Annotated in this window: 21 protein-coding genes; 12 read left to right on the top strand and 9 right to left on the bottom strand. The window is 65.5% G+C overall.

Annotated elements, in window-relative coordinates; genetic code table 11:
• Positions 1–76: 76 nt before the first annotated feature.
• Positions 77–1,315, bottom strand: coding sequence for an amidase (locus AAFG13_RS07320; protein WP_342711594.1), 1,239 nt, complete (start codon positions 1,313–1,315; stop codon positions 77–79).
• A gap of 101 nt (positions 1,316–1,416) precedes the next feature.
• Here AAFG13_RS07320 and dprA point away from each other — a divergent pair, with 101 nt between their 5' ends.
• Positions 1,417–2,532, top strand: coding sequence for a DNA-processing protein DprA (gene dprA / locus AAFG13_RS07325; protein WP_342711595.1), 1,116 nt, complete (start codon positions 1,417–1,419; stop codon positions 2,530–2,532).
• Between the two features lie 186 nt (positions 2,533–2,718).
• Here the strand turns inward: dprA and AAFG13_RS07330 are convergent, their stop codons facing one another.
• Positions 2,719–3,114 carry a helix-turn-helix domain-containing protein gene (locus AAFG13_RS07330; protein WP_342711596.1) on the bottom strand — a complete coding sequence of 132 codons (396 nt, stop codon included), beginning with the start codon at positions 3,112–3,114 and terminating at the stop codon, positions 2,719–2,721.
• Between the two features lie 99 nt (positions 3,115–3,213).
• On the opposite strand from AAFG13_RS07330, the gene AAFG13_RS07335 reads away from it, so the two are divergent.
• The gene (locus tag AAFG13_RS07335; RefSeq protein WP_212318661.1) at positions 3,214–3,822 is read left to right on the top strand and encodes an FMN-dependent NADH-azoreductase; all 609 of its coding nucleotides are present in this window, start codon (positions 3,214–3,216) and stop codon (positions 3,820–3,822) included.
• Positions 3,823–3,879: 57 nt separating this feature from the next.
• On the opposite strand, the gene AAFG13_RS07340 is transcribed toward AAFG13_RS07335, so the two are convergent.
• Together AAFG13_RS07340 and AAFG13_RS07345 are read right to left on the bottom strand one after the other, a co-directional pair.
• On the bottom strand, positions 3,880–4,044 hold the full coding sequence (locus tag AAFG13_RS07340; protein WP_097673623.1) for a hypothetical protein: 165 nt from the start codon (positions 4,042–4,044) through the stop codon (positions 3,880–3,882).
• 160 nt (positions 4,045–4,204) lie between these two features.
• Positions 4,205–4,978, bottom strand: coding sequence for a glucose 1-dehydrogenase (locus tag AAFG13_RS07345; protein WP_342711597.1), 774 nt, complete (start codon positions 4,976–4,978; stop codon positions 4,205–4,207).
• A gap of 109 nt (positions 4,979–5,087) precedes the next feature.
• Here AAFG13_RS07345 and AAFG13_RS07350 point away from each other — a divergent pair, with 109 nt between their 5' ends.
• Positions 5,088–5,564 (top strand): helix-turn-helix domain-containing protein, encoded by a 477-nt coding sequence (locus tag AAFG13_RS07350; RefSeq protein ID WP_212318657.1) that lies wholly within the window; start codon positions 5,088–5,090, stop codon positions 5,562–5,564.
• Between the two features lie 229 nt (positions 5,565–5,793).
• Here the strand turns inward: AAFG13_RS07350 and AAFG13_RS07355 are convergent, their stop codons facing one another.
• A complete protein-coding gene (locus AAFG13_RS07355; protein WP_342711598.1) occupies positions 5,794–6,033 on the bottom strand; it encodes a hypothetical protein in 240 nt (79 codons plus the stop codon).
• A gap of 229 nt (positions 6,034–6,262) precedes the next feature.
• Between AAFG13_RS07355 and topA the strand changes: the two genes are divergently transcribed.
• The 7 genes from topA to AAFG13_RS07390 all read left to right on the top strand — a co-directional run bounded on the left by topA (position 6,263) and on the right by AAFG13_RS07390 (position 15,120).
• Complete coding sequence (gene topA, locus AAFG13_RS07360; RefSeq protein WP_342711599.1) at positions 6,263–9,043, top strand: type I DNA topoisomerase; 2,781 nt, start codon at positions 6,263–6,265, stop codon at positions 9,041–9,043.
• On the top strand, positions 9,044–11,404 hold the full coding sequence (gene rnr / locus AAFG13_RS07365) for a ribonuclease R (RefSeq protein ID WP_342711600.1): 2,361 nt from the start codon (positions 9,044–9,046) through the stop codon (positions 11,402–11,404).
• Entirely contained in the window at positions 11,395–11,832 is a 438-nt protein-coding gene (locus tag AAFG13_RS07370) for a DUF983 domain-containing protein (RefSeq protein WP_342711601.1), read from the top strand. Before rnr ends, AAFG13_RS07370 begins: the two co-directional genes overlap by 10 nt.
• A 36-nt stretch (positions 11,833–11,868) precedes the next feature.
• Positions 11,869–12,618, top strand: coding sequence for an NUDIX hydrolase (locus AAFG13_RS07375; protein ID WP_342711602.1), 750 nt, complete (start codon positions 11,869–11,871; stop codon positions 12,616–12,618).
• Positions 12,619–12,857: 239 nt separating this feature from the next.
• Positions 12,858–14,183 (top strand): LLM class flavin-dependent oxidoreductase, encoded by a 1,326-nt coding sequence (locus AAFG13_RS07380; protein ID WP_342711603.1) that lies wholly within the window; start codon positions 12,858–12,860, stop codon positions 14,181–14,183.
• Between the two features lie 128 nt (positions 14,184–14,311).
• A complete protein-coding gene (rpmG, locus tag AAFG13_RS07385; RefSeq protein ID WP_018271988.1) occupies positions 14,312–14,479 on the top strand; it encodes a 50S ribosomal protein L33 in 168 nt (55 codons plus the stop codon).
• 122 nt (positions 14,480–14,601) lie between these two features.
• Positions 14,602–15,120 (top strand): hypothetical protein, encoded by a 519-nt coding sequence (locus AAFG13_RS07390; protein ID WP_249132380.1) that lies wholly within the window; start codon positions 14,602–14,604, stop codon positions 15,118–15,120.
• Here AAFG13_RS07390 and AAFG13_RS07395 read toward each other — a convergent pair.
• The 3 genes from AAFG13_RS07395 to AAFG13_RS07405 all read right to left on the bottom strand — a co-directional run bounded on the left by AAFG13_RS07395 (position 15,117) and on the right by AAFG13_RS07405 (position 18,444).
• On the bottom strand, positions 15,117–15,314 hold the full coding sequence (locus AAFG13_RS07395) for a hypothetical protein (protein WP_212318646.1): 198 nt from the start codon (positions 15,312–15,314) through the stop codon (positions 15,117–15,119). The two genes, AAFG13_RS07390 and AAFG13_RS07395, sit on opposite strands and share 4 nt — an antisense overlap.
• Positions 15,315–15,316: 2 nt before the next feature.
• Positions 15,317–16,714, bottom strand: coding sequence for an ammonium transporter (locus AAFG13_RS07400; RefSeq protein ID WP_342711604.1), 1,398 nt, complete (start codon positions 16,712–16,714; stop codon positions 15,317–15,319).
• A 497-nt stretch (positions 16,715–17,211) separates the two neighbouring features.
• Positions 17,212–18,444, bottom strand: coding sequence for an MFS transporter (locus AAFG13_RS07405; RefSeq protein WP_342711605.1), 1,233 nt, complete (start codon positions 18,442–18,444; stop codon positions 17,212–17,214).
• A 133-nt stretch (positions 18,445–18,577) separates the two neighbouring features.
• Here AAFG13_RS07405 and AAFG13_RS07410 point away from each other — a divergent pair, with 133 nt between their 5' ends.
• Entirely contained in the window at positions 18,578–19,180 is a 603-nt protein-coding gene (locus AAFG13_RS07410) for a TetR/AcrR family transcriptional regulator (protein ID WP_342711606.1), read from the top strand.
• A gap of 128 nt (positions 19,181–19,308) precedes the next feature.
• Positions 19,309–20,514 carry a serine hydrolase domain-containing protein gene (locus AAFG13_RS07415; protein WP_342711607.1) on the top strand — a complete coding sequence of 402 codons (1,206 nt, stop codon included), beginning with the start codon at positions 19,309–19,311 and terminating at the stop codon, positions 20,512–20,514.
• Positions 20,515–20,594: 80 nt separating this feature from the next.
• On the opposite strand, the gene AAFG13_RS07420 is transcribed toward AAFG13_RS07415, so the two are convergent.
• On the bottom strand, positions 20,595–21,968 hold the full coding sequence (locus AAFG13_RS07420) for a PleD family two-component system response regulator (RefSeq protein ID WP_212318641.1): 1,374 nt from the start codon (positions 21,966–21,968) through the stop codon (positions 20,595–20,597).
• Positions 21,969–21,978: the final 10 nt, after the last annotated feature.

Genomic DNA, 21,978 nt, shown 5'->3' on the forward strand with positions numbered 1-21,978 from the left:
GGGCATCGCGCAGCGATGAACCCGGAATCTCGAGATTCCGGGTCTGGTGCTTACGCACCATCCCGGAATGACGTTGCTACCGCCTCAGCGCATCCTCGACAAAGCTCGCCGCCGCCAGCGCCTTCGCGTCATCACCAAAACCCGAGATCACGGTCACGCCGACCGGCAATCCGCCCTCGGCGGTCAGCGTCGGCACGTTGACGCAGGGCACGCCCATCAAGGTCCAGAGCCGGTTGTAGCGGGGATCGCCGGTCGAGGCCAAGCCGTGGGGCGCGGCACCCGGCGCCGATAGCGTCAGCAGCACGTCGACCTCGCCAAAAATCGCTGACAGCGCCTGCCGCGCCCGCAGCGTGACGTCCATCGCCGCGTCGTACTCGGCGGGTGTGCCGCCCTTGCTCTCGTCGAGCCGGCCGCGCAGCAGCGGCGGCATCGCATCGTAGTTCTGGCCGTATTCCCAGGCGAACGACTGGTGCGCCTCGAACTCCTGCACCACCGGATGGATCCGCCACGCCTCCGCGATGATCTCCGGCATCGCGAGCTCGTGCACGATTGCCCCCGCGCGTTCCGCCGCCCGCGCGGCCTTCTGCAACGCCTCCGCGCCGGATGGTTCGGGCGCGCCGGCGAAGGCTTGCGTCACGACGCCGATGCGCGGCACTGCGAGCTCAGACGGCACGACAAGCTCGGGGCGCCTGGTCATCGCGGCCAGCCCCAGCGCTACGTCGCGCACACCGGCGCCGAACAGCCCCACCGTATCGAGCGTCCACGAAAAACACTTCACGCCGACGGTCGGCAGCAGCCGGTAGCTCGGCTTGATCGCGGCGACGCCGCAGAACGAGGCCGGCCGGATCACCGAGCCGCCGGTCTGCGTGCCCAATGCCAACGGGATCATCCCGGCGGCGACCGCAGCCGCCGAGCCCGACGACGATCCGCCCGGCGTGTGCGCATGATTGTGCGGATTGAGCGTTGCGGTCGGATCGTTCGCTGCGAACGCGGTGGTCGTGGTCTTGCCGATGATGGTCGCGCCGGCCTGCTTCAGCGCCATCACCACAGGCGCATCGGCGCGCGGCTGATGGCCGCGGTAGATCGCAGCCCCCATCTCGGTCGGGAACTCGGCGGTATCGATGATGTCCTTGATGCCGACCGCGATGCCGCGCAGCGGCCCGGCATCCTGCGCACGTGCCTTCGCGTCGTGGCGGACAAAGGCGCCGATCGTCTTGTCCTGCGCACCGATCGCCTGCAGCGATTGGTTGATGGCGGCCTCGGGCGACAGCGCGCCCTGTTCGATACGCGCTTGGAGGTCGGCAAGTGAGATCATGGGCGGCTTCCTCGAATTGGCGACCGCTTGTAGCGCGTCACGCCTACTCCGCCAATGTCGCGGTTGATCACAATCCCTGGTTGGGCGAAGCTAGAGCCCGCATGCATGACCGGTCACCCAGCACCACTGAACTCACCGACACCGAACGGCTTAGCCGGCTGCGGCTGATCCGCTCCGACAATGTCGGGCCGCGCACCTTTGCATCGCTGCTCCGCCATTTTGGCGATGCGGCGCACGCGCTGGAGCGCCTGCCGGATCTCGCGCGCCGCGGCGGCGCATCGGGACCCGGGCGCATCGCGAGCGAGGCCGATGCCGCCGCGGAGCTCGCGGCCTGCGCCAAGTTCGGCATCGATCTCGTCGCGCCGGAGGAAGCCCACTATCCGGCCCGGCTTGCCACCATCGACGACGCACCGCCGCTGCTCGGCGTGCGCGGCGCGCGCGACACGCTGATACGCCCGATGATCGCGATCGTCGGCTCCCGCAATGCGTCCGGCGCCGGGCTGAAATTTGCAGGCCAGCTGGCGCGCGATCTCGGCGACGCCGGCTTTGTCGTGATCTCCGGCCTCGCCCGCGGCATCGACCAGGCGGCGCATCGTGCGACCGTTGCAAGCGGCACGGTTGCGGTGCTCGCCGGCGGCCATGACCGCATCTACCCGCCGGAGCATGAGGATTTGCTGGTCGCCCTGCTCGCGCACGGCGCGGCGATTTCGGAGATGCCGCTCGGCCACGTGCCGCGGGCACGCGACTTCCCCCGCCGCAACCGGCTGATCTCGGGCGCATCGCTCGGCGTCGTGGTGGTGGAGGCCGCGCATCGCTCGGGCTCGCTGATCACGGCACGGATGGCCGCCGAACAGGGCCGCGAGGTGTTCGCGGTGCCGGGCTCGCCGATCGATCCGCGCGCCGCCGGCGCCAACGATTTGATCAAGCAAGGCGCCACGCTGGTCACCGAAGCCGCCGATGTCATCAACGCGGTCACGCCGATCATGGAGCGGCCCGTCATGCTGTCCGCGCGCGAAGACGACGAGCCGATGGATTTTGCCACCGATGCGTCCGATCGCGCCCGCATCATCAATCTGCTCGGACCGAGCCCGATCAGCCTCGACGATCTGATCCGGATGGCCGATGTCTCGCCCGCGGTCGTCCGCGCGGTGCTGCTCGAGCTCGAGCTCGCCGGCCGACTCGAGCGTCACGGCGGCGGCCTGGTGTCGATGATTTAGCGCGGGCCTCGCGGGATATTTCCTTGCCCCGTCATCCTGAGGTGCGAGCGGAGCGAGCCTCGAAGGATGCACGGCCCCGATGTCGCCGAGTTGAGAGAGCCGGGCCGTCGACCCTTCGAGACGCGCTGCGCGCTCCTCCAGCGACAAACGGCAAAGCCGTTGCGCGGGGGTGACGGATAACAGTCGTTACTCGTTGCGTCCGTCAAACCGTGTTCGCGCGCCCTCGATCTCGGGCAGATGCGCGAACGCCCATTCGCCGAGCGCCTTCACCGGCTTCGCCAGGCCGCGGCCGAGATCCGTGAGCTCGTAATCGACCCGCGGCGGAATGGTCGGAAACACCGTGCGCGTGACAAGGCCATCGCGCTCGAGCCCGCGCAAGGTGAGTGTCAGCATCCGTTGCGAGATGCCGTTGATCATCCGCTTCAGCTCGTTGAAGCGCTTCGGCCCCTCCATCAGCATCATGATCACGAACACGCTCCACTTGTCGCCGACCCGCGCCAGCACGGAGGCGACCGCACGGCAATCGCTGTGGTCGGGACTCGGCCGCGGCGGAGCAGTCACATGGATGTTCTCAGGTCTCATTGCTGTGCTCGGGTTTCAAAAATGTGCGTTCTTGCGGACATTTAAGCCGGTCACTCATATAGCGCCAGTTACAAACCTATACCAAAGGTGACCCCAGCCATGAAACTTCTGCACATCGACTCCTCGGTCCTCGGCTCCCACTCCGTCAGCCGCCAGGTTTCCGCCGCCGCCGTCGAGCGGCTGCGCCAGGCCAATCCCGGCCTGGTCGTGAGCTACCGCGATCTGACCCAGACCCCGCTCGCCCACCTCTCCGGCCTGCACCTCGCCGCCAGCCAGGGCGCGGCGCCGGACCCGTCGGTGCGCGACGACATCGCGACCGGTCAGGCGGTTCTCGACGAGTTCCTTGCCGCCGACATCGTCGTGATCGGCGCGCCGATGTACAATTTCACCATTCCTTCCCAGCTGAAGGCCTGGATCGACCGCGTCGTGGTCGCGGGCAAGACCTTCAAATACGGCGCCGCCGGCGTCGAGGGACTGGCCGGCAACAAGCGCGTCATCATCGCGATCTCGCGCGGCGGCTATTACGGCGCCGACACGCCGATGGCCGCGCTCGAGCACCTCGAGACTTATCTGCGCGGGGTGTTCGGCTTCATCGGCGTCAAGAATCTCGAGCTGATCCCCGCCGACGGCATCCAGGTCGGTCCCGAGCATCGCGAGAAGGCGGTCGCGGGCGCGCTGCAGGCCGCCGGCAGCCTGAACGCCGCCTGACGTGATCACACTCCTGCCGTCACCTCGGTGGCGGCAGGCCGCTTCGGGTGGATGAAGTCAGAACCAGGCGCCTTGAATGCCGAAGATGACGGCGACGAGCGAGATCAACAAGCCGATACCGGAAAACAGCGCGACCGTCACAAACTGCGCTGAGTCTGAATTTTCATTTTCGGACGTAGACGAAACCGGGATCGGCGTCGAAATGCGGGCTGCTTTCGGCATGAAGGAACTCCAAAATGATTCCGTGGTGAAAAAAAATCCCCGCCTATTCAGGAGTCCGGCGAGTACGTCAAAGGTTCAATACGCGTGATACTAGTAGCGTACAAAATCGGCCGGTGTGAAGTGCTTCACACCGGCCGATCGTTACAATGAGAAACGAAGTTTAGCCGCGATAGATCGGCGCGCCGGCGGGAGATGCCGTTGCACCGCCATCGATGAACAGTTCCTGCCCCTGCACATGCGCTGCGTCGTCGGACGCCAGGAACAACACCGTCTTCGAGATGTGATCGGGTTCACCGATACGTCCGAGCGGCGTGGACTTTCCGATCCGCTGCTCGAACGCCTTCTCGGCCTCGGGCGTTGCGATCGCGGCGCCCCAGATCGGCGTACGCACGGCGCCCGGAGCGACCACGTTGACGCGGATGTTGCGCGGCGACAGTTCTGACGCCATCACCCGCGCCATCGCGCGCACGCCGGCCTTGCTCGCGGCATAGGCCGAGTAGCCGGGATTGCCGAGCACCGAAATCACCGAGCCGTTGAGGATGATGGACGCGCCGTCGTTCAGATAAGGCGCGACCGCCTGCACGGTGAAGAACACGCCGGTGAGATTGGTGCGGATCACATTTTCGAATGCGGCGAGCGTGGTGCCGCCGACCGGCGTCTGGCCGGGAATGCCGGCATTGGCGAACAGCACGTCGTACTTGCCGAACTTCTCCGCGCCCTGCTTCACCGCGGCTTCCAGCGCCGCGACATCGGTGGCATCGGCCACCACCGCGAGCGCGTTCGGTCCAAGCTCCCGGGCCGCCGCCGCGAGCGTCTCCTTGTTGCGCCCGGTGATGACGACCTTGGCGCCTTCGGCGACGAACAGCCTTGCTGTCGCAAGCCCGATGCCGCTGTTGCCGCCGGTGATCAACGCCGTCTTGTTCGCCAATCTCACGTCCGCCTCCAGTTGGTTGCATTATTAAACTTATTTGCCTACCTAAGGCATCAGGTTTAATATTGCAACCACACAAGACCGTGATGGCCCAACTTTCGGAGCGTGCGTCGTGAAACGAACCAGCCTTGCAGGCGACAGCTGTCCGGTGGCCCGCGCGCTCGACGTGTTCGGCGACTGGTGGTCGCTCCTGATCATCCGCGACGCCAGCCTCGGCCGGCGCCGTTTCGGCGAATTCCAGGCCAGCCTCGGGCTTGCGAAGAACATCCTCGCCACCCGGCTGCGCACGCTGGTCGAGCGCGGCATCCTGAAGACGGTCCCCGCCTCCGACGGCAGCGCCTATCAGGAATACGTCCTGACGCCGAAGGGCCACGGCATCTTTCCGATCCTGGTCGCGCTCCGGCAATGGACCGAGGAATTCGACGAGCATCCGGACGAGATCGCGACCATCATGGTCGACCGCGACAAGGGCAAGCCGGTCAAGAAGCTCGCGCTGCTTTCGCAGGACGGACGCGTGCTGGGAGCGACCGATACGACGTTGAAGCCGCGGCCTGCGGCGAAGCGCGCGCGGCGCGTTATGACGACGTAGGCGCAGACCGCGTAGGGCGGATTAGCGAAGCGTAATCCGCCGCGACAGCACGTATCGCAGATTGGCGGATTACGCCTTCGGCTAATCCGCCCTACGGTCCCTGCTTTCGCAGGGACGACGATCGGGATGCAGGACGCACCACACATTCGGTGTCGTCCTGGCGAAAGCCAGGACGACGAGTGGAGAGCGCCCTGCGCACAAGGCCGGCCCTGTCATCCCGCAACATCCCTCACGACAACTTCCGCCGACTTCGCGCGCGCAATTGCTCGTCGGCCTCCAGGCGGGTCATCGCGAGCAGGTGGTCGAGGACTTCGAATTTGTGGCGCTGGGCGAGTTTGGCGAGCTCGGTCGCGGCCGCTGCGATCAGGACCAGGGCGTCATCCGGGCCGCCCTCCCCATTTGGCTCGTCGCCTTCCGCTCGCCGTCGGCCGGACGGCTTGGGCTTGCGCCCACCCCCTGTGCTGCTCAAAAGGCCTAATCCGATTCCCACCCTACATATAAAGAGATGCGCCGTTTCCGGCCGCAACTCTAGGACGCATTTTTCAACCCTTGGGATAGAAACTCCACAGCTTGGGCCCTGCCTTCAATATCTGGCGATTTGACAGGGACCGCCCCAACACCCATGTTCGCCCCGACACGGCGGGCCGCGAGTCTAGCGGAACCAGCCTTCAAGTTTTCCCGTAAGCTATTGGAATGACATGAATATCGTCATTGTGGAGTCGCCTGCCAAGGCCAAGACGATCAACAAATATCTGGGGTCCTCCTACGAGGTCCTGGCGTCGTTTGGCCATGTTCGCGACCTCCCGGCCAAGAACGGTTCGGTGAATCCCGACGCCAATTTCCAGATGATCTGGGAGGTCGATGCCAAGGCCGCCGGCCGGCTGAACGACATCGCCAAGGCGCTCAAGGGGGCCGACCGCCTGATTCTGGCGACCGACCCTGATCGCGAGGGCGAAGCGATCTCCTGGCACGTGCTGGAGGTGATGAAGGAGAAGCGCGCGCTGAAGGACCAGAAGGTCGAGCGCGTCGTGTTCAACGCCATCACCAAGCAGGCCGTCACCGACGCCATGAAGGCGCCGCGCCAGATCGACGGCGCGCTGGTCGACGCCTATATGGCGCGCCGCGCGCTGGACTATCTGGTCGGCTTCACGCTCTCGCCCGTGCTGTGGCGCAAGCTGCCCGGCGCCCGCTCCGCCGGCCGCGTGCAGTCGGTCGCGCTGCGGCTGGTCTGCGACCGCGAGCTCGAGATCGAGAAGTTCGTGCCGCGGGAGTACTGGTCGCTGGTCGCGACGCTGCTGACGCCGCGCGGCGAAGCCTTCGAGGCCCGGCTGGTCGGCGCCGACGGCAAGAAGATCGCACGGCTCGACATCGGCTCCGGCGCGGAAGCCGAGGACTTCAAGAAGGCGATCGAGGCCGCGCTGTTCAAGATCGCGACCGTCGAGGCCAAGCCGGCCCGGCGCAATCCGCAGGCGCCCTTCACCACCTCGACCCTGCAGCAGGAAGCCAGCCGCAAGCTCGGCTTCGCGCCGGCGCACACCATGCGCATCGCGCAGCGGCTGTATGAGGGCATCGACATCGGCGGCGAGACCACCGGTCTCATCACCTATATGCGAACCGACGGCGTGCAGATCGATCCGTCCGCGATCACCCAGGCCCGCAAGGTGATCGGCGAGGACTACGGCAACGCCTATGTGCCGGATGCCCCGCGCCAGTATCAGGCCAAGGCCAAGAACGCGCAGGAAGCGCACGAAGCGATCCGCCCGACCGATCTGTCGCGTCGCCCGGCCACCATCGGCCGAAGGCTCGATACCGATCAGGCGCGGCTCTACGAACTGATCTGGAAGCGCACCATTGCGAGCCAGATGGAATCGGCCGAGCTCGAGCGCACCACCGTCGACATCGAGGCCAGGGCCGGCGCTCGCGTGCTGGAGCTGCGCGCCTCCGGTCAGGTCATCAAGTTCGATGGCTTCCTCGCGCTCTATCAGGAAAGCCGCGACGACGAAGAGGACGAGGATTCACGCCGCCTGCCCGCGATGAGCCAGGGCGAGGCGGTGAAGCGCCAGAGCCTTGCCGTCACCCAGCACTTCACCGAGCCGCCGCCGCGCTTCTCGGAAGCATCATTGGTGAAGCGGATGGAAGAGCTCGGCATCGGCCGCCCCTCGACCTACGCCTCGATCCTGCAGGTGTTGAAGGACCGCGGCTACGTCAAGCTTGAGAAGAAGCGGCTGCACGGCGAGGACAAGGGCCGCGTCGTGGTCGCGTTCCTCGAGAATTTCTTCTCGCGCTACGTGGAGTACGACTTCACGGCCGATCTCGAGGAGCAGCTCGATCGCATCTCCAACAACGAGATCGCCTGGCAGCAGGTGCTGCAGGACTTCTGGCGCGGCTTCATCGGTGCGGTCAACGACATCAAGGACCTCCGCGTCGCCGAGGTGCTCGATGCGCTCGACGAGATGCTCGGCCCGCACATCTATCCGCCGCGCGCGGACGGCGGCGACGTCAGGCAGTGCCCGACCTGCGGCACCGGCCGGCTCAACCTCAAGGCCGGCAAGTTCGGCGCCTTCGTCGGCTGCTCGAACTATCCGGAATGCCGTTACACCCGCCCGCTCGCGGCCGACAGCGCCGAGAGCGCCGATCGCGTGCTCGGCACCGATCCCGACACCGGGTTCGACGTCACGGTGAAGGCCGGCCGGTTCGGCCCCTACATCCAGCTCGGCGAGCAGAAGGATTACGCCGAAGGCGAGAAGCCGAAGCGCGCCGGCATTCCCAAGGGCACCTCGCCTGCCGATGTCGACCTCCAACTGGCGCTGAAGCTGTTGTCGCTGCCGCGCGAGATCGGCAAGCACCCGGAGACCGGGCAGCCGATCACCGCCGGCCTCGGCCGGTTCGGGCCGTTCGTGAAGCACGAGAAGACCTATGCCAGCCTCGAGGCGGGCGACGAAGTGTTCGACATCGGGTTGAACCGCGCCGTCACGCTGATCGCGGAGAAGATCGCCAAGGGCCCGAGCGGCCGCCGCTTCGGCGCCGATCCGGGCAAACCGCTCGGCGACCATCCGACGCTCGGCGCGGTCGCGCTGAAGAACGGCCGCTACGGCGCCTATGTCGCGGCCGGCGGCGTCAACGCGACGATCCCGAGCGACCGCACCCCGGACGAGATCACGCTCGCGGAAGCGATCGCGCTGATCGACGAGCGCGCGGCCAAGGGCGGCGGCAAGAAGGCCAAGAAGGCGAAGGCGGAAAAGCCCGCCAAGGCCAAGAAAGCCAAGTCTGAAAAGGCAACGTCTGAAGAGACCGACGGCGACGCCGAGGCCAAGCCGGCCAAGAAGGCTGCGTCGAAGAAGGCCGCGGCGAAGCCGAAAACGGATGCGACCAGCAAGGCGCGCGCGCCGGTCGCCTCCGGTGCCAAGACCTCGCCTGCAAAGTCATCGGCACCAGCGAAAGCGCCCGCAAAGAAGAGCGCCGGCAAGGCAAGAGGATAAGTGAAACGAAAACCCGACCATGGCTTTCCGGGCCGGGACGCCATCGTCGCCTTCATCCGCGCCAATCCAGGCAAGGTCGGCACCCGCGAGATCGCGCGCGAGTTCGGCCTGAAGAACGCCGACCGCATCGAGTTGAAGCGGATCCTCCGCGAACTCGCCGACGACGGCACGGTCGCCAAGCGCCGCCGCAAGATCCACGAGCCGGCGGCGCTGCCGCCGACCCTGCTCGCCGACATCACCGGCCGCGACAGCGACGGCGAGTTGATCGCGACGCCCGCCGAGTGGGACTCGGATGACGGCGCCGCCCCGAAAATCCGCATCGAGATGCCGCGGCGGCCAAAGCCCGGCACCACCGCCGGCGTCGGCGACCGCGCGCTGCTCCACGTCGAGGTGACCGACGAGCACGACGGCACGCCCTATCGCGGCCGCGTCATCAAGGTGATCGATCACGGCCGCACTCGCATCCTCGGCATCTTCCGCAAGAACCCTGATGGCGGCGGGCGCCTGATCCCGGTCGACAAGAAGCAGGCCGGCCGCGAGCTCAACATCGCCAAGGCCGACAGCGGCGACGCCGAGGACGGCGACCTCATCAGCGTCGACCTGATCCGCACCCGCGGCTATGGGCTCGCCTCCGCCCGCGTCAAGGAACGGCTCGGCTCGATCGCCAGCGAGAAGGCGATCAGCCTGATCGCGATCAACACCCACGACATCCCGCAGGTATTCTCCGCCGCCGCCGTGCGCGAATCCGAGGAAGCAAAACCCGCGACCTTGCAGGGCCGCGAGGACTGGCGCGACGCGCCGCTTGTCACCATCGACCCGCCGGATGCCAAGGATCACGACGACGCCGTTCATGCCGAGGTCGATTCCGATCCGAACAACAAGGGCGGCTTCATCGTCCATGTCGCGATCGCCGACGTCGCCTTCTACGTGCGGCCCGGCTCGGCGCTCGATCGCGACGCGCTCCAGCGCGGCAACTCGGTGTATTTCCCCGATCGCGTGGTGCCGATGCTGCCCGAGCGCATCTCCAACAATCTCTGCTCGCTGGTGCCGGGCGAGCCGCGCGGCGCGCTCGCGGTGCGCATGGTGATCGGCTCCGACGGTCGCAAGCGCTCGCACACCTTCCATCGCGTGCTGATGCGCTCGGCCGCGAAGCTCGCTTACGCGCAGGCGCAGGCCGCGATCGACGGCAGGCCCGACGACACGACGGGTCCCCTGCTTGATCCGATCCTGAAGCCGCTGTGGTCGGCCTATGAACTGGTCAAGCTCGCACGCAACGAGCGCGACCCGCTCGATCTCGATCTGCCCGAGCGCAAGATCCTCCTGAAGGGCGATGGCACCGTCGATCGGGTGATCGTGCCGCAGCGACTCGATGCGCACCGGCTGATCGAGGAGTTCATGATCCTCGCCAACGTCGCTGCGGCCGAGATGCTGGAGAAGAAGGCGCTGCCGCTGATCTATCGCGTGCACGACGAGCCGAGCCAGGAGAAGGTGCACAACCTCCAGGAATTCCTCAAGACGCTCGACCTGCCCTTCACCAAGCAGGGCGCGCTGCGTCCCACGCAATTCAATCGCGTGCTGGCACAGGTTGCCGGCGAGGATTACGAGCCGCTGGTCAATGAGGTCGTGCTGCGCTCGCAGGCGCAGGCCGAATACTCCGCCGAGAACTACGGCCATTTCGGCTTGAACCTGCGCCGCTACGCGCACTTCACCTCGCCGATCCGCCGCTACGCCGATCTGATCGTGCATCGCGCGCTGATCCGCGCGCTCGACCTTGGCGAAGGCGCCTTGCCGACCGACGAGAGCGTGGAGACGCTGGCCGAGATCGCCGCGCAGATTTCCGTCACCGAGCGCCGCGCGATGAAGGCGGAGCGCGAGACCACCGACCGGCTGATCGCGCATTTCCTCGCCGATCGCATCGGCGCCTCGTTCCAGGGCCGTATCTCCGGCGTGACGCGCGCCGGCCTGTTCGTGAAGCTCGACGACACCGGCGCCGACGGCCTGATCCCGATCCGCACCATCGGCAGCGAGTATTTCAACTATGACGAAACCCGCCACGCGCTGATCGGCACGCGCAGCGGCGCGATGTATCGGCTCGGCGACGTCGTCGACGTGCGGCTGGTCGAGGCCGCGCCGGTGGCGGGCGCGCTGCGTTTTGAGCTATTATCCGAAGGGCAGGCAATTCCGCGCGGCAGAAAACGCGACGGCGTCGGAACCGAGCGCCGCCCCGCGGGATTTGGCAAGGGGCCGAATAAGGGATCCAGCAAGAAGGCGCACAAGGAACGGAAGGCACGCAAGAAGAGGGACCGCGCGCCGGCGAAGCCGACATCCGGCAAATCGAAGCGAGGCAAGTCATGGAAGTGACACCGCCCACGGTGGTCTGGACCAGCGACGCAGCTGAGCCCGAGAAGCGCGACGTGTGGACCGCGATGAAGCGCGGGTTCCTCAGCCGTTGTCCGCGCTGCGGAAAAGGCAGGCTGTTCCGCAAGTTTCTCAAATGCGACGGCCATTGCCCGGTCTGCGATCTCGATTTCACACCGCATCGCGCCGACGATCTGCCCGCCTATCTCGTCATCGTCATTGTCGGCCATATCGTGGTACCGACCGCGCTGTGGATCGAGACCAACTATTCGCCGCCGGTGTGGCTGCAACTTGCGATCTATTTGTCGTTCACGCTGTTCGCATCGCTGGCGCTGTTGCAGCCGGTAAAGGGAGCCGTGATCGGATTGCAATGGGCCCTGCGCATGCATGGCTTTGACGAGAATCCCCCTAGCGACATCCCGCAGGTCTAGCTAAACCGGCCCACAAGAAGAAATGAAAGGGATGAAATGACTGAAGCTGCCGCCCCTGCCGCCGTCGTCCACCAGGGCGAAAAGGAAGCCGATCATCACGCATACTTCCGGCCGAAGGATGCGGCGACGCTGATCCTGATCGATCGCTCCGGCGCCAAGCCGAAGGTCTTGGTCGGCAAGCGCCACGACAAGGTCGTGTTCATGCCGGGCAAATTCGTCTTCCCAGGCGGCCGCGTCGATAAGGCCGACAACCGCGTGCCGGTCGCAGCCCCGATCACGCCGGAGCTCGAAGCCAATCTGTTGAAGGGCAGCCCGAAGATCACGCCCGGCCGCGCCCGTGCGCTTGCCAATGCGGCGATCCGCGAAGCCTGCGAAGAGACCGGGCTCTGCCTCGGCCGCAAGGTCGAGAAGTCGCAGAAGCTCGATGGCCCGTGGGCGCCGTTCGCCGACGCTGGCCTGCTGCCCGATCCGTCCAGCCTGTTCCTGATCGCGCGTGCGATCACCCCGCCTGGCCGCGTCCGCCGCTTCGACACCCGCTTCTTCACCGCGGACGCCTCGACGATCGCGCATCGTGTCGAAGGCGTGGTGCATGCCGATGCCGAGCTGGTCGAGCTCGTGTGGGTCGAGATCGGCTCAGAGCCGCTCGCGGACGCGCACGCCATGACCAAAAACGTGCTCGCAGAGCTCGACCGCCGTCTCGCCACCGGCCCGCTCCGCCACGACGCGCCCGTGCCGTTCTTCCATTTCTCCGGCGGCAAGATGCACAAGGACGTGCTGGGGGCGTGATCATCCTCCCGTCATTCCCCGGCGCGCAATTGCGCACCTGAGGGCGCGACGCAGTCGCGAGCCCGGAATCCATCGGGCCGCAGAATCAATGGAGGAATGGATTCCGGGCTCGTCGCTTCGCGCCGCCCCGGAATGACGGCGTTGAGGAAGTGCCCAAAAACAAAATAATCTTCCCAATGGCGTGCCGCGAAACGCCTCACTATCTGTTCCGCTAACGACATCAGAGACGGAACGGGGCAATGGCGAAGCGTCAACTCAAGCTCGGCGCATTCATGCGGCCGATCAGCATTCACACCGGCGCCTGGCGCTATCCCGGGGCCTGGCCTGACGCCAATTTCAACTTCGACCACATCAAGACGCTGATCCGGAAGCTCGAGGCCGGCAAGTTCGACGCCTTCTTCATGGCCGACCATCTGGCCGTGCTGAACATGCCGATCAACGCGCTGAAGCGCAGCCACACCGTGACGTCGTTCGAGCCGTTCACCCTGCTCTCGGCACTCGCGGCCGTCACCGAGAATATCGGCCTGATCGCGACCGGCTCGACCACCTTCGACGAGCCCTATCACGTCGCCCGCCGCTTCGCTTCGCTCGACCACATCTCCGGCGGCCGCGCCGGCTGGAATATCGTCACCACGTCCAATCCAGACGCGGCGTTGAATTTCGGCCTCGACGATCACATGGAGCACGCCGAGCGCTACAAGCGCGCCCGCGAGTTCTACGATGTCGTCACCGGCCTGTGGGACTCCTTTGCCGACGATGCGTTCGTGCGCGATGTCGAGTCCGGGCTGTTCGTCGATCCCGACAAGATGCATGTGCTCAACCACAAGGGCAAATATCTCTCGGTGCGCGGCCCTCTCAACATCGCCCGCCCGGTGCAGGGCTGGCCGGTCATCGTGCAGGCCGGTGCCTCCGACGACGGCAGGCAGCTTGCGGCCGAGACGGCGGAGGCCGTGTTCACCGGCGGCGGCAGCCTTGCGGACGGACAGAAGCTCTATGCCGACATCAAGGGCCGCATGGAAAAGATCGGCCGCGATCCCGAGCATCTGAAGATCCTGCCCGGCGCCTTTGTCGTGGTCGGCGACAGCGTCGAGGAGGCCAAGGAGAAGCGCGCGCTGCTCGACAGCCGTGTGCATTACGACAGCGCGATCGCCTCGCTCTCGGTGATCCTCGGCACCGATGCGTCGGCCTTCGATCCCGACGGGCAATTGCCGCCGATCCCGGAAACCAATGCCAGCAAGAGCGGCCGCCAGCGCCTCGTCGATGTCGCCGCGCGCGACAAGCTGACCGTGCGCCAGCTCGCGCAGCGCGTCGGCGGCTATGGCGGGCTTGCCTTCGTCGGCACGCCGCAGACCATCGCCGACCAGATGGAGGAATGGCTGACCGGCCGCGGCAGCGACGGTTTCAACATCATGTTCCCCTATCTGCCGCAGGGCCTGTTCGAGTTCGTCGACAAGGTGGTGCCGGAACTGCAAAAGCGCGGGATTTACCGCACCGCGTACGAAGGTCGGACCCTGCGCGAGAATTTGGGCTTGCCGCGGCCCAAAAATCAGTTCTTCGGGGGCTAATCGGCCCGGATTCGGGATGGTTTTGGCTCGGAAATCCTTGACTTTGGGCGGTTTCTGGCTAGTTTCCCGGCCAAATGCGGGCCGATTTGGCCGGCTCCTGATATCCCTGCAGTTTCGAGGTTTTGCACATGGCCAAAGCGGTCACCATCAAGGTCAAGCTCGTGTCGACGGCCGATACCGGCTTCTATTACGTCGCCAAGAAGAATTCGCGCACCATGACCGACAAACTGGTCAAGAAGAAGTACGACCCGGTCGCGCGCAAGCACGTCGAGTTCAAGGAAGCCAAGATCAAGTAAGATCGCCTGCTTCTGATGTTTCAAACGGGGCCCTCGCGGCCCCGTTTTTGCTTTGTAGGCCTGCGTCATCCCGCATGATTCCCGAACAAAGTCCCGGGCACAGGGCTCAGATGATCGCAAGCTTGGACGAGGGAAACGCAGGCGGCTACTCGGTCGCCTACGGCCGCGAGGACATCTACTTTCCGGTCTATGTCACGGCCGCGCTGGCCGCGGTCTTCCTGACCGCGAGCTGGATCACCGGCGAGATCTATTGGCTGGCGCCGGCGGCTGCGGCGGGCGGCTTCACCTACTACAACATCCCCCTGCTGGAGGCCGGTCGTCCGACCATCGGAGCCAACCAGTACGGCATCTTCATCCAGGCCTTCGGGCTGATTCGCTGGCGCGCCATCACACGCATCGACCTCGTCGAGATCGCCGAGCGCGCGATGACCGTTCACGAATTGCAGATCGCGCTCAGCGGGCCGCTCGGCAGCGCGCTGGTGGCCGACTGGCGCAAGCGGCCGGCCTATCGGCTGCTGATGCGCTTGCCGTGGCGCATGGACCATCGTGGCGTGGTCCGCGTCAGTCTGGAGCCATTCGACCGGACGCCCGACGAGATCCACCGGACGTTCCTCAGGATGTGGCGCTACTACCGGAGCTAGCCCTTGAACGCCTCATCACGCAGATGCGCGTCCGCGATCTCTGCATCCGGATTGTGTGTGATGGTCATGAACCAAACGAGGCTGAAGAACAGCGACCACGCTGTGTTCCAATAGAACCAGTTCATCGGATCACCTCGAACAGCTTTGATCCGCGCCAGCCGGCGAAGATCGCCGGCTGAGCGGAACGCCGCCAAGTCTACTGCACGACCTCGCCGTGCAGTGCCAGATCCAACCCTTCGCGCTCGATGTCGCGCGTCACGCGAAGCCCGACGAAGAGATTGATCACGAACAGGATGATCAGGCTCACGACGGCATCATACACGAAAACCGTCGCGACGCCGATGCATTGATTGATGAACTGCCCGGGATTTCCCTCCAGAACGCCTGCCGTACCACCATACTGCTCGACCGCGAACACCCCGGTCAGCAGCGCCCCGACGATGCCGCCGAGGGCATGGACGCCGAAGCAGTCCAGCGCATCATCGTAGCTGAACAGGCGCTTCAAGCCGGTGCATCCCCAGTAGCAGCAGACGCCGGCGGCGATGCCGATGGCGAAAGCGCCGACCGGCCCGACGAAACCGGAGGCCGGCGTGATCGCGACGAGGCCGGCAACGGCACCCGAGCAGATGCCGACGACGGTCGGCTTGCCCTTCAGCGCCCATTCCACCAGCATCCAGGTGAAGGCCGCCACTGCCGTGGCGATCTGGGTCACCAGCATGGCCATGCCCGCCTGCATTCCCGCCGTGACGGCGGAGCCGGCGTTGAAGCCGAACCAACCGACCCACAGCAGCGAGGCGCCGATGAAGGTCAGCACCATATTGTGCGCCGGCCCCGTCTCGACGCGCTTGCCGAGCATGATGGCGCACATCAGGCCGGCCACGCCGGCATTGATGTGCACAACGGTGCCGCCGGCGAAATCGAGAACCTTGACATAGGCGGCATCGTTACCCGCCGAGAAGATCCCGTCAGGACCCCAGACCCAATGCGCGATCGGCGCATAGACGAAGATCGCCCACAGCCCGATGAACCAGAGCATCGCCGAGAACTTCATCCGCTCGGCAAACGCGCCGGCAATCAGCGCCGGCGTGATGATGGCGAACGTCATCTGGAAGCAGATGTAGACCGACTCAGGGATGGTCGCGGCAAGCGGATTGGGATTGCCGATGCCACCCTTGCCGATGTCGCTCAGGATATCCTTGAGGAACATGCGATCCAGGCCGCCGATGAACGGCGTGCCGGCACGAAACGCCAGGCTGTAGGTCAGGACGGCAAACAGGATCGTGACCAGGCAGGTGACGGCGAAACTGGTCATCACAGTGTCGCCGACGTTCTTCTTGCGCACCATTCCGCCATAGAACAGGCCGAGCCCCGGGATCGTCATCATCAGGACGAGCGCGACGGACGTGAGCATCCAGGCGGTGTCGCCGGAATTCGGTGTGCACTTCTCGAGAATCTTGCCGCCGCAGGCCGGCGGCGCCGCCGCATCCTCAGCCAGCGCGAGGTCGCTGAACAGCAGGCAAAGAACGGCCACTCCCAGCAAGGCAACCCCGATTCTCACGAGTTTCTGGCGCGTATATGTCCCAGACTCCATCATCGTCCTCCCTTCACAAGAAATGCTGCTGTTCGGAATGGGCGCGGCGCGTTCTGCGCGAGCGAAGGGCGACCTGCGCGCTCGGTTAGGGGGATGTCTCGAAGTGCCGCGGTCCGGGTGGCGGGATGCGGCGAAGTCGCTGCGGCATCAGGCCGGACATAAGGCACAAAGGCCATCTGCTCCGCGGCGCGGCGAACGCCGTGGTGCGCGGATGGCTGGAGAATGACGGCGACTAGCCTCATCGCGGCCAGCCCTTCCCATGGGTCCCCAGGCCGGAACCGAAGCAACGGCTTCCGGCACGATTCCTAGCCAAATTCTATCAAGATTCGTGCCACCGACGCGTGCGGCGTAACACATTGAAGACGCTGTGACTTTTATCCGAGCACGAAACGGCTTCGCGCTCCGCTGCACGTTCTCGCAGCAGGCTATCGATGGAAAAATAGGCAGCAACTGGCGACTGCCTTCGCACGGGGCAGTCGCCGTCTGGCCGGGATCGGAAGCTAGGCGGCTTTGAGCAGCGGCGGTTGCGCCGGCCGGATCAGCGCGAAGGCGACCTGGATGATGCCACCGGCAAGACCGAGCGCGACGCCGATCCGCCAGGCCATGGTGTAGGAGCCGAGCGAGTCGTAGATCACCCCTCCTCCGTAGGCGCCGAGGAAGCTGCCGACCTGGTGGCTCATGAAGGCAAGGCCCTGGATCATCGCCTGCCAGCGCAGACCGAACATCTCGGCCACCGCGCCCGCGACCAGCGGACCGACGCCCATCCAGAGGAAGCCCATGATGGCGCCGAACAGCAATGTCGAGCCCGGCGTCGCCGGCAGCATGAAGTACCAAGCGAGCGCCAGCGAGCGCAGGATGTAGATGCCGCCAAGCAGCGCGAGCTTGTTCCAGCGCTGACCGGCCCAGCCGAAGAACAGCGAGCCCAGCACGTTGAAGCCGCCGATCATGCCGAGCGTCTGCGCGCTCAGCATCGGATCGAGCCCGCAGATCGCCAGATACGACGGCAGATGCGTGGTGAGGAAGACGAGCTGCATACCGCAGACCATGTAGGCGCAGGTCATCACCACGAAGGACGCGTTGCCGAACGCGGTCTTCGCCGCGGTCGCCGCGGTGGCGTTGCCGATGTCATCGGCCGCGGGCTTCGGCAGCGGAATCTTGTCGACGCGACCGGCGTACAACGCGGCTGGAATCATCCCGATCGACAGGATGACGAATCCGGCAAGCCCGACACGCCAACCGAACCCTTCATTGAGCATCTGGCCGATCGGCGCCGACAGCAGTGCACCGAGCGAGCCCGCGGCGGAGACCATGCCGAGCACGGTCGAGCGGACCGTCTCCGACACCGCGCGCGCCGCGACCGACATGGCGATCGCATTCGCGGTGCAAGCGAGTGAAAGGCCGATCAGTACACCGGCGCCGATCATGATGGCGACGAGGCCATGCGCCGTCGTCATCAGCACAAGGCCCGCGATGTAGGCCAGCGCACCGACCACCATGATCGGGCGGAAGCCATAACGCACCGTCATCGCGCCCGCGAGCGGCTGCAGGAAGCCCCAGGCGAGATTCTGCACCGCCAGCGCCAGCGTGAAATGCGACACCGAGATGCCGATGTCGTGCGTCAGCGGCTGCATGAAGATGCCAAGGCTCTGCCGCAGCCCCATGCTCAGCGTGAGCATGATGGAGGCACCGATCAGGATGGGAAGCGTGGGACGCAGGACCTGCAACAGGGGCATTGTTCTTGTTCTCCCATGACGGCGCGGCACGAGTGCCACAGCCTGCGATTCACGCGTGTTTTGGTTACACAGACCTGTGTACTTAGGCTATACAGGGGGCGACCTGTCAAGCGAAGAGGATCACGGCCGGCGCATGGCTTCCCCGCCTCCCAAACAGACCATGAAAGAGCGGATCCTCGAGACCGCCGACAAACTGTTCTACCTGCAGGGCATTCGCGCCATCGGCGTCGACACCATCGCGGCCGAGATCGGCATCAGCAAACGCACCCTCTACAATCACTTCCCGTCGAAGGACGCGCTGATCGAGGCCTATCTGCAGCGCCGCTTCGTGCAGCCCCGCTCCTCCGACAAGCCGCCGGCCGAGCAGATTCTCGCAACCTTCGATTCGCTGGAGCGGCGCTTCTCGGCGAAGGATTTTCGCGGCTGTCCTTTCGTGAACGCGGTCGCCGAGCTCGGGCCGGACGACGAGGACCGCACCGTGCGCAATATCGCCGTGGGCTTCAAGGAAAGCCGCCGGGTCTGGTTTCGCGATCTGCTGCGGCAGCTCGGCGTCGCGGATGCCGAGGCACTTGCGACCCAGCTCACGCTCTTGGTCGACGGCTCGATCGCGCAGGACCTAGTGCGCGACGATCCGGCCATGGCGCGCGCGGCCAAGGAAGCCGCCCGTGTGCTGCTGGCGAATGCGGGGGTCAAGGTCGGCGGCGCCGCGCCTGCGGACAACAAGCGCACTGGATAAATCCGGTTGCGTACACAAGTCCGGTTTGGTTGGTAGCGTGACGGCATGCGACGGCATTCCCGATTGGATATTCCGTCCGGCGAGATTGACGACCGCGCGACAGCCTGCGGCACAACTGGGGAACAACCATGGAATATCTGAAGGTGACGGCCACCGGCTACGATTTCACGCCGGCGCGCGCCGCCATGCAGCGCTATATCGACAACAATCTGCTGTCCGGAATCTCCTGGTCGGTTCTGGTCGGGCGCGACATCGCCGACACGGGCTGCGTCGGATGGGCCGACAAGGAAGCGCAGACCCCGCTGCGCACCGACCACATCTTCCGGGTCTTCTCCAACACCAAGCTGATCACTTCCTGCGCGGCGCTATTGCTGTTCGAGGATGGCCGCTTCCAGCTCGACGATCCGATCGAGAAATTCATCCCGCAGCTCCGCAACCGCAAGGTCCTGCTGAAAGGCGCGACGTCGATCGATCAAACCGAGCCCGCGAAGAGTTCGATCACCATCCGCCAATTGCTCAGCCACAGCGCCGGCTTGAGCTACGGTTTCTTCGATCCCGGCACCGTCATTTTCAAGGCGCTCAACGAGCGCGGCGTGCACAATCCCAATACGACCCTGGCTGAAATGGTCGACGTACTGGCCGATTTGCCGCTGATCTATCAGCCGGGCACGTCGTGGGAATATTCGCTCGCGATCGACGTGGTGGCACGCCTGGTGGAAGTCGTCAGCGGCCAGACCTTCGACAAGTTCATCAAGGCGCGCATCCTCGATCCGCTCGGCATGGTCGATACCGGCTTCGTCGTTCCGGAAAAAGATCACGGCCGCCTTGTCGCGTACTACGCAGGTGCCGATCTGATGGAGCCGATGAAGCCGGGCCTCACCCGCACCGACGATGCGCCCTTCCCCGGCGCCTATCGGCGCCCGGTCGCAAGGCTCAATGGCGGCGGCGGGCTGGTGTCGACGATGCCCGACATGGTCGCGTTGATCCGCAGCCTGCTGCCCGGCGGACCGACGCTGCTGAAGCCGGACACGATCGCAATGATGATGTCCAACCAGCTGCCCGAAGGACAGTGGATCCGCTTCGCGATGATGGGCGAGCAACCCGGCAAGGCCCACGGACTTGCCGGCGGCCTGATCCTCAACCCGTCGCCGATCGATCATCCCGACGCGGCCGGCGAGTTCTACTGGGGCGGCGTCGCGGGCACACAGTGGTGGATTTCGCCCAAAACCGGCATGGCCGGCGTGATGATGGCGCAGCGCCAGATGGCGTTCGTCCATCCGTTCTCATTCGAGTTCAAGCGGCTGGCCTATGACGCGGTGAAGCGCGGGCGTTAAGGGTGCTTCGTAGCCCGGATGGAGCCAACGGGTCGCGCGAACGCGCGCCCCGTTGGCTCCATCCGGGCTACGAGAATTGACTACGCCGCCGCCGAGACCACGCGGTTGCGGCCGTCGTGCTTGGCGCGATAGAGCGCGGTGTCGGCGCGCTTGAGCACGTCGGTGACCTGCTCGCCCTTGCGCTCCAGCGTGGTGAGCCCGATCGAGATCGTGACCGTGATCCGCTTGCCGCCCTTCTCGACGGCAAACGGCTCGCCCGCGATCGAGCGGCGCAGCCGCTCGGCGACCATGCCGGCGACATGCAGATCGGTCTCCGGCATCACGATCACGAACTCCTCGCCGCCATAGCGGCAGGCGAGATCGATGCCGCGGATCGACTTGCGGATGCGAACGGCGAATTCGCGCAGCACGTCGTCGCCGGCGTCATGGCCGTAGGTGTCGTTGATCGCCTTGAAGTAGTCGATGTCGAGGATCATCAGCGCCAGCGGCTTGCCTCGGATCGAAGCCTGCTCCGCCAAGGTCGCGAGGTGGCTCTCCATGTAGCGCCGGTTATTGAGGCCGGTCAGCGCATCCGTGATCGCCATCTCGATCGAGTTCTGCACGTTGTCGCGCAGATGATCGGTGTAGCGGCGGCGGCGGATCTGGGTGCGCGCCCGCGCCAGCAGTTCGTTCTTGTCGACCGGACGCAGCAGGTAGTCGTTGACGCCGATCTCAAGCCCGCGCATCAGCCGCGCGTTGTTGTCGGCATCCGAGACCGCGAGGATCGGCACCTGGCGCGTACGCTCCAGCGAGCGGGCCTGGCTGCACAGCCGCAGGCCGTCAAAATTGTCGAGGCTGAGCGACACGATCAGGAGGTCGTAATTGCCCTCGGCGGCGTGGAACAAGGCTTCCGCTGGATTGGTTTCGACGTCGACGGTGTGCTCGGCGGAGAGGATCGGCGCCAGCTTCTCGTAGGACGACGGCCGGTCATCGACCAGCAAGATGCGGCCGCCCGTGCCCCGGTCGGCGATCGCGCTGCGCTCGGGCGCCTGCATGCCGATCTCGAGCGAGGTGATGGCGCGCATGCGCAGCTCATCGGTCATCATCTTCAGCCGCGTCAGCGAGCGCACGCGCGCGATCAGCACGACGTCGGACACCGGTTTGGTCAGGAAATCATCGGCGCCGGCCTCGAGGCCGCGCACGCGATCGGCGGGACTGTCGAGCGCGGTGACGATGACGACGGGAATGAAGTGGGTCGCCGGATTCGACTTCAGGCGGCGGCAGACCTCGAAGCCGTCCATATCGGGCATCATGACGTCGAGCAGGATGATGTCGCATTCGGCGCGCGCGCAGATGTCCAGCGCCTCGGTCCCGTTGGAAGCGGTCAGCACATCGAAATATTCGGCTGACAGCCGGGCTTCCAACAGCTTGACGTTCGCCGGAACATCATCGACGACGAGGATACGCGCGGACATGGCACCACAA

The organism is Bradyrhizobium sp. B124, from assembly GCF_038967635.1.
Lineage (GTDB): Bacteria > Pseudomonadota > Alphaproteobacteria > Rhizobiales > Xanthobacteraceae > Bradyrhizobium.

Excerpts from the sequence above, each read along its gene's own strand:
- AAFG13_RS07380 (WP_342711603.1), top strand. The coding sequence starts at position 12,858 with ATGGCGAAGCGTCAACTCAAGCTCGGCGCATTCATGCGGCCGATCAGC.
- AAFG13_RS07320 (WP_342711594.1), bottom strand. The coding sequence starts at position 1,315 with ATGATCTCACTTGCCGACCTCCAAGCGCGTATCGAACAGGGCGCGCTG.
- AAFG13_RS07340 (WP_097673623.1), bottom strand. The coding sequence starts at position 4,044 with ATGCCGAAAGCAGCCCGCATTTCGACGCCGATCCCGGTTTCGTCTACG.
- AAFG13_RS07335 (WP_212318661.1), top strand. The coding sequence starts at position 3,214 with ATGAAACTTCTGCACATCGACTCCTCGGTCCTCGGCTCCCACTCCGTC.
- AAFG13_RS07420 (WP_212318641.1), bottom strand. The coding sequence starts at position 21,968 with ATGTCCGCGCGTATCCTCGTCGTCGATGATGTTCCGGCGAACGTCAAG.
- topA (WP_342711599.1), top strand. The coding sequence starts at position 6,263 with ATGAATATCGTCATTGTGGAGTCGCCTGCCAAGGCCAAGACGATCAAC.
- AAFG13_RS07375 (WP_342711602.1), top strand. The coding sequence starts at position 11,869 with ATGACTGAAGCTGCCGCCCCTGCCGCCGTCGTCCACCAGGGCGAAAAG.
- rpmG (WP_018271988.1), top strand. The coding sequence starts at position 14,312 with ATGGCCAAAGCGGTCACCATCAAGGTCAAGCTCGTGTCGACGGCCGAT.
- AAFG13_RS07370 (WP_342711601.1), top strand. The coding sequence starts at position 11,395 with ATGGAAGTGACACCGCCCACGGTGGTCTGGACCAGCGACGCAGCTGAG.
- AAFG13_RS07405 (WP_342711605.1), bottom strand. The coding sequence starts at position 18,444 with ATGCCCCTGTTGCAGGTCCTGCGTCCCACGCTTCCCATCCTGATCGGT.
- dprA (WP_342711595.1), top strand. The coding sequence starts at position 1,417 with ATGCATGACCGGTCACCCAGCACCACTGAACTCACCGACACCGAACGG.
- AAFG13_RS07400 (WP_342711604.1), bottom strand. The coding sequence starts at position 16,714 with ATGATGGAGTCTGGGACATATACGCGCCAGAAACTCGTGAGAATCGGG.
- AAFG13_RS07330 (WP_342711596.1), bottom strand. The coding sequence starts at position 3,114 with ATGAGACCTGAGAACATCCATGTGACTGCTCCGCCGCGGCCGAGTCCC.
- AAFG13_RS07415 (WP_342711607.1), top strand. The coding sequence starts at position 19,309 with ATGGAATATCTGAAGGTGACGGCCACCGGCTACGATTTCACGCCGGCG.
- AAFG13_RS07410 (WP_342711606.1), top strand. The coding sequence starts at position 18,578 with ATGGCTTCCCCGCCTCCCAAACAGACCATGAAAGAGCGGATCCTCGAG.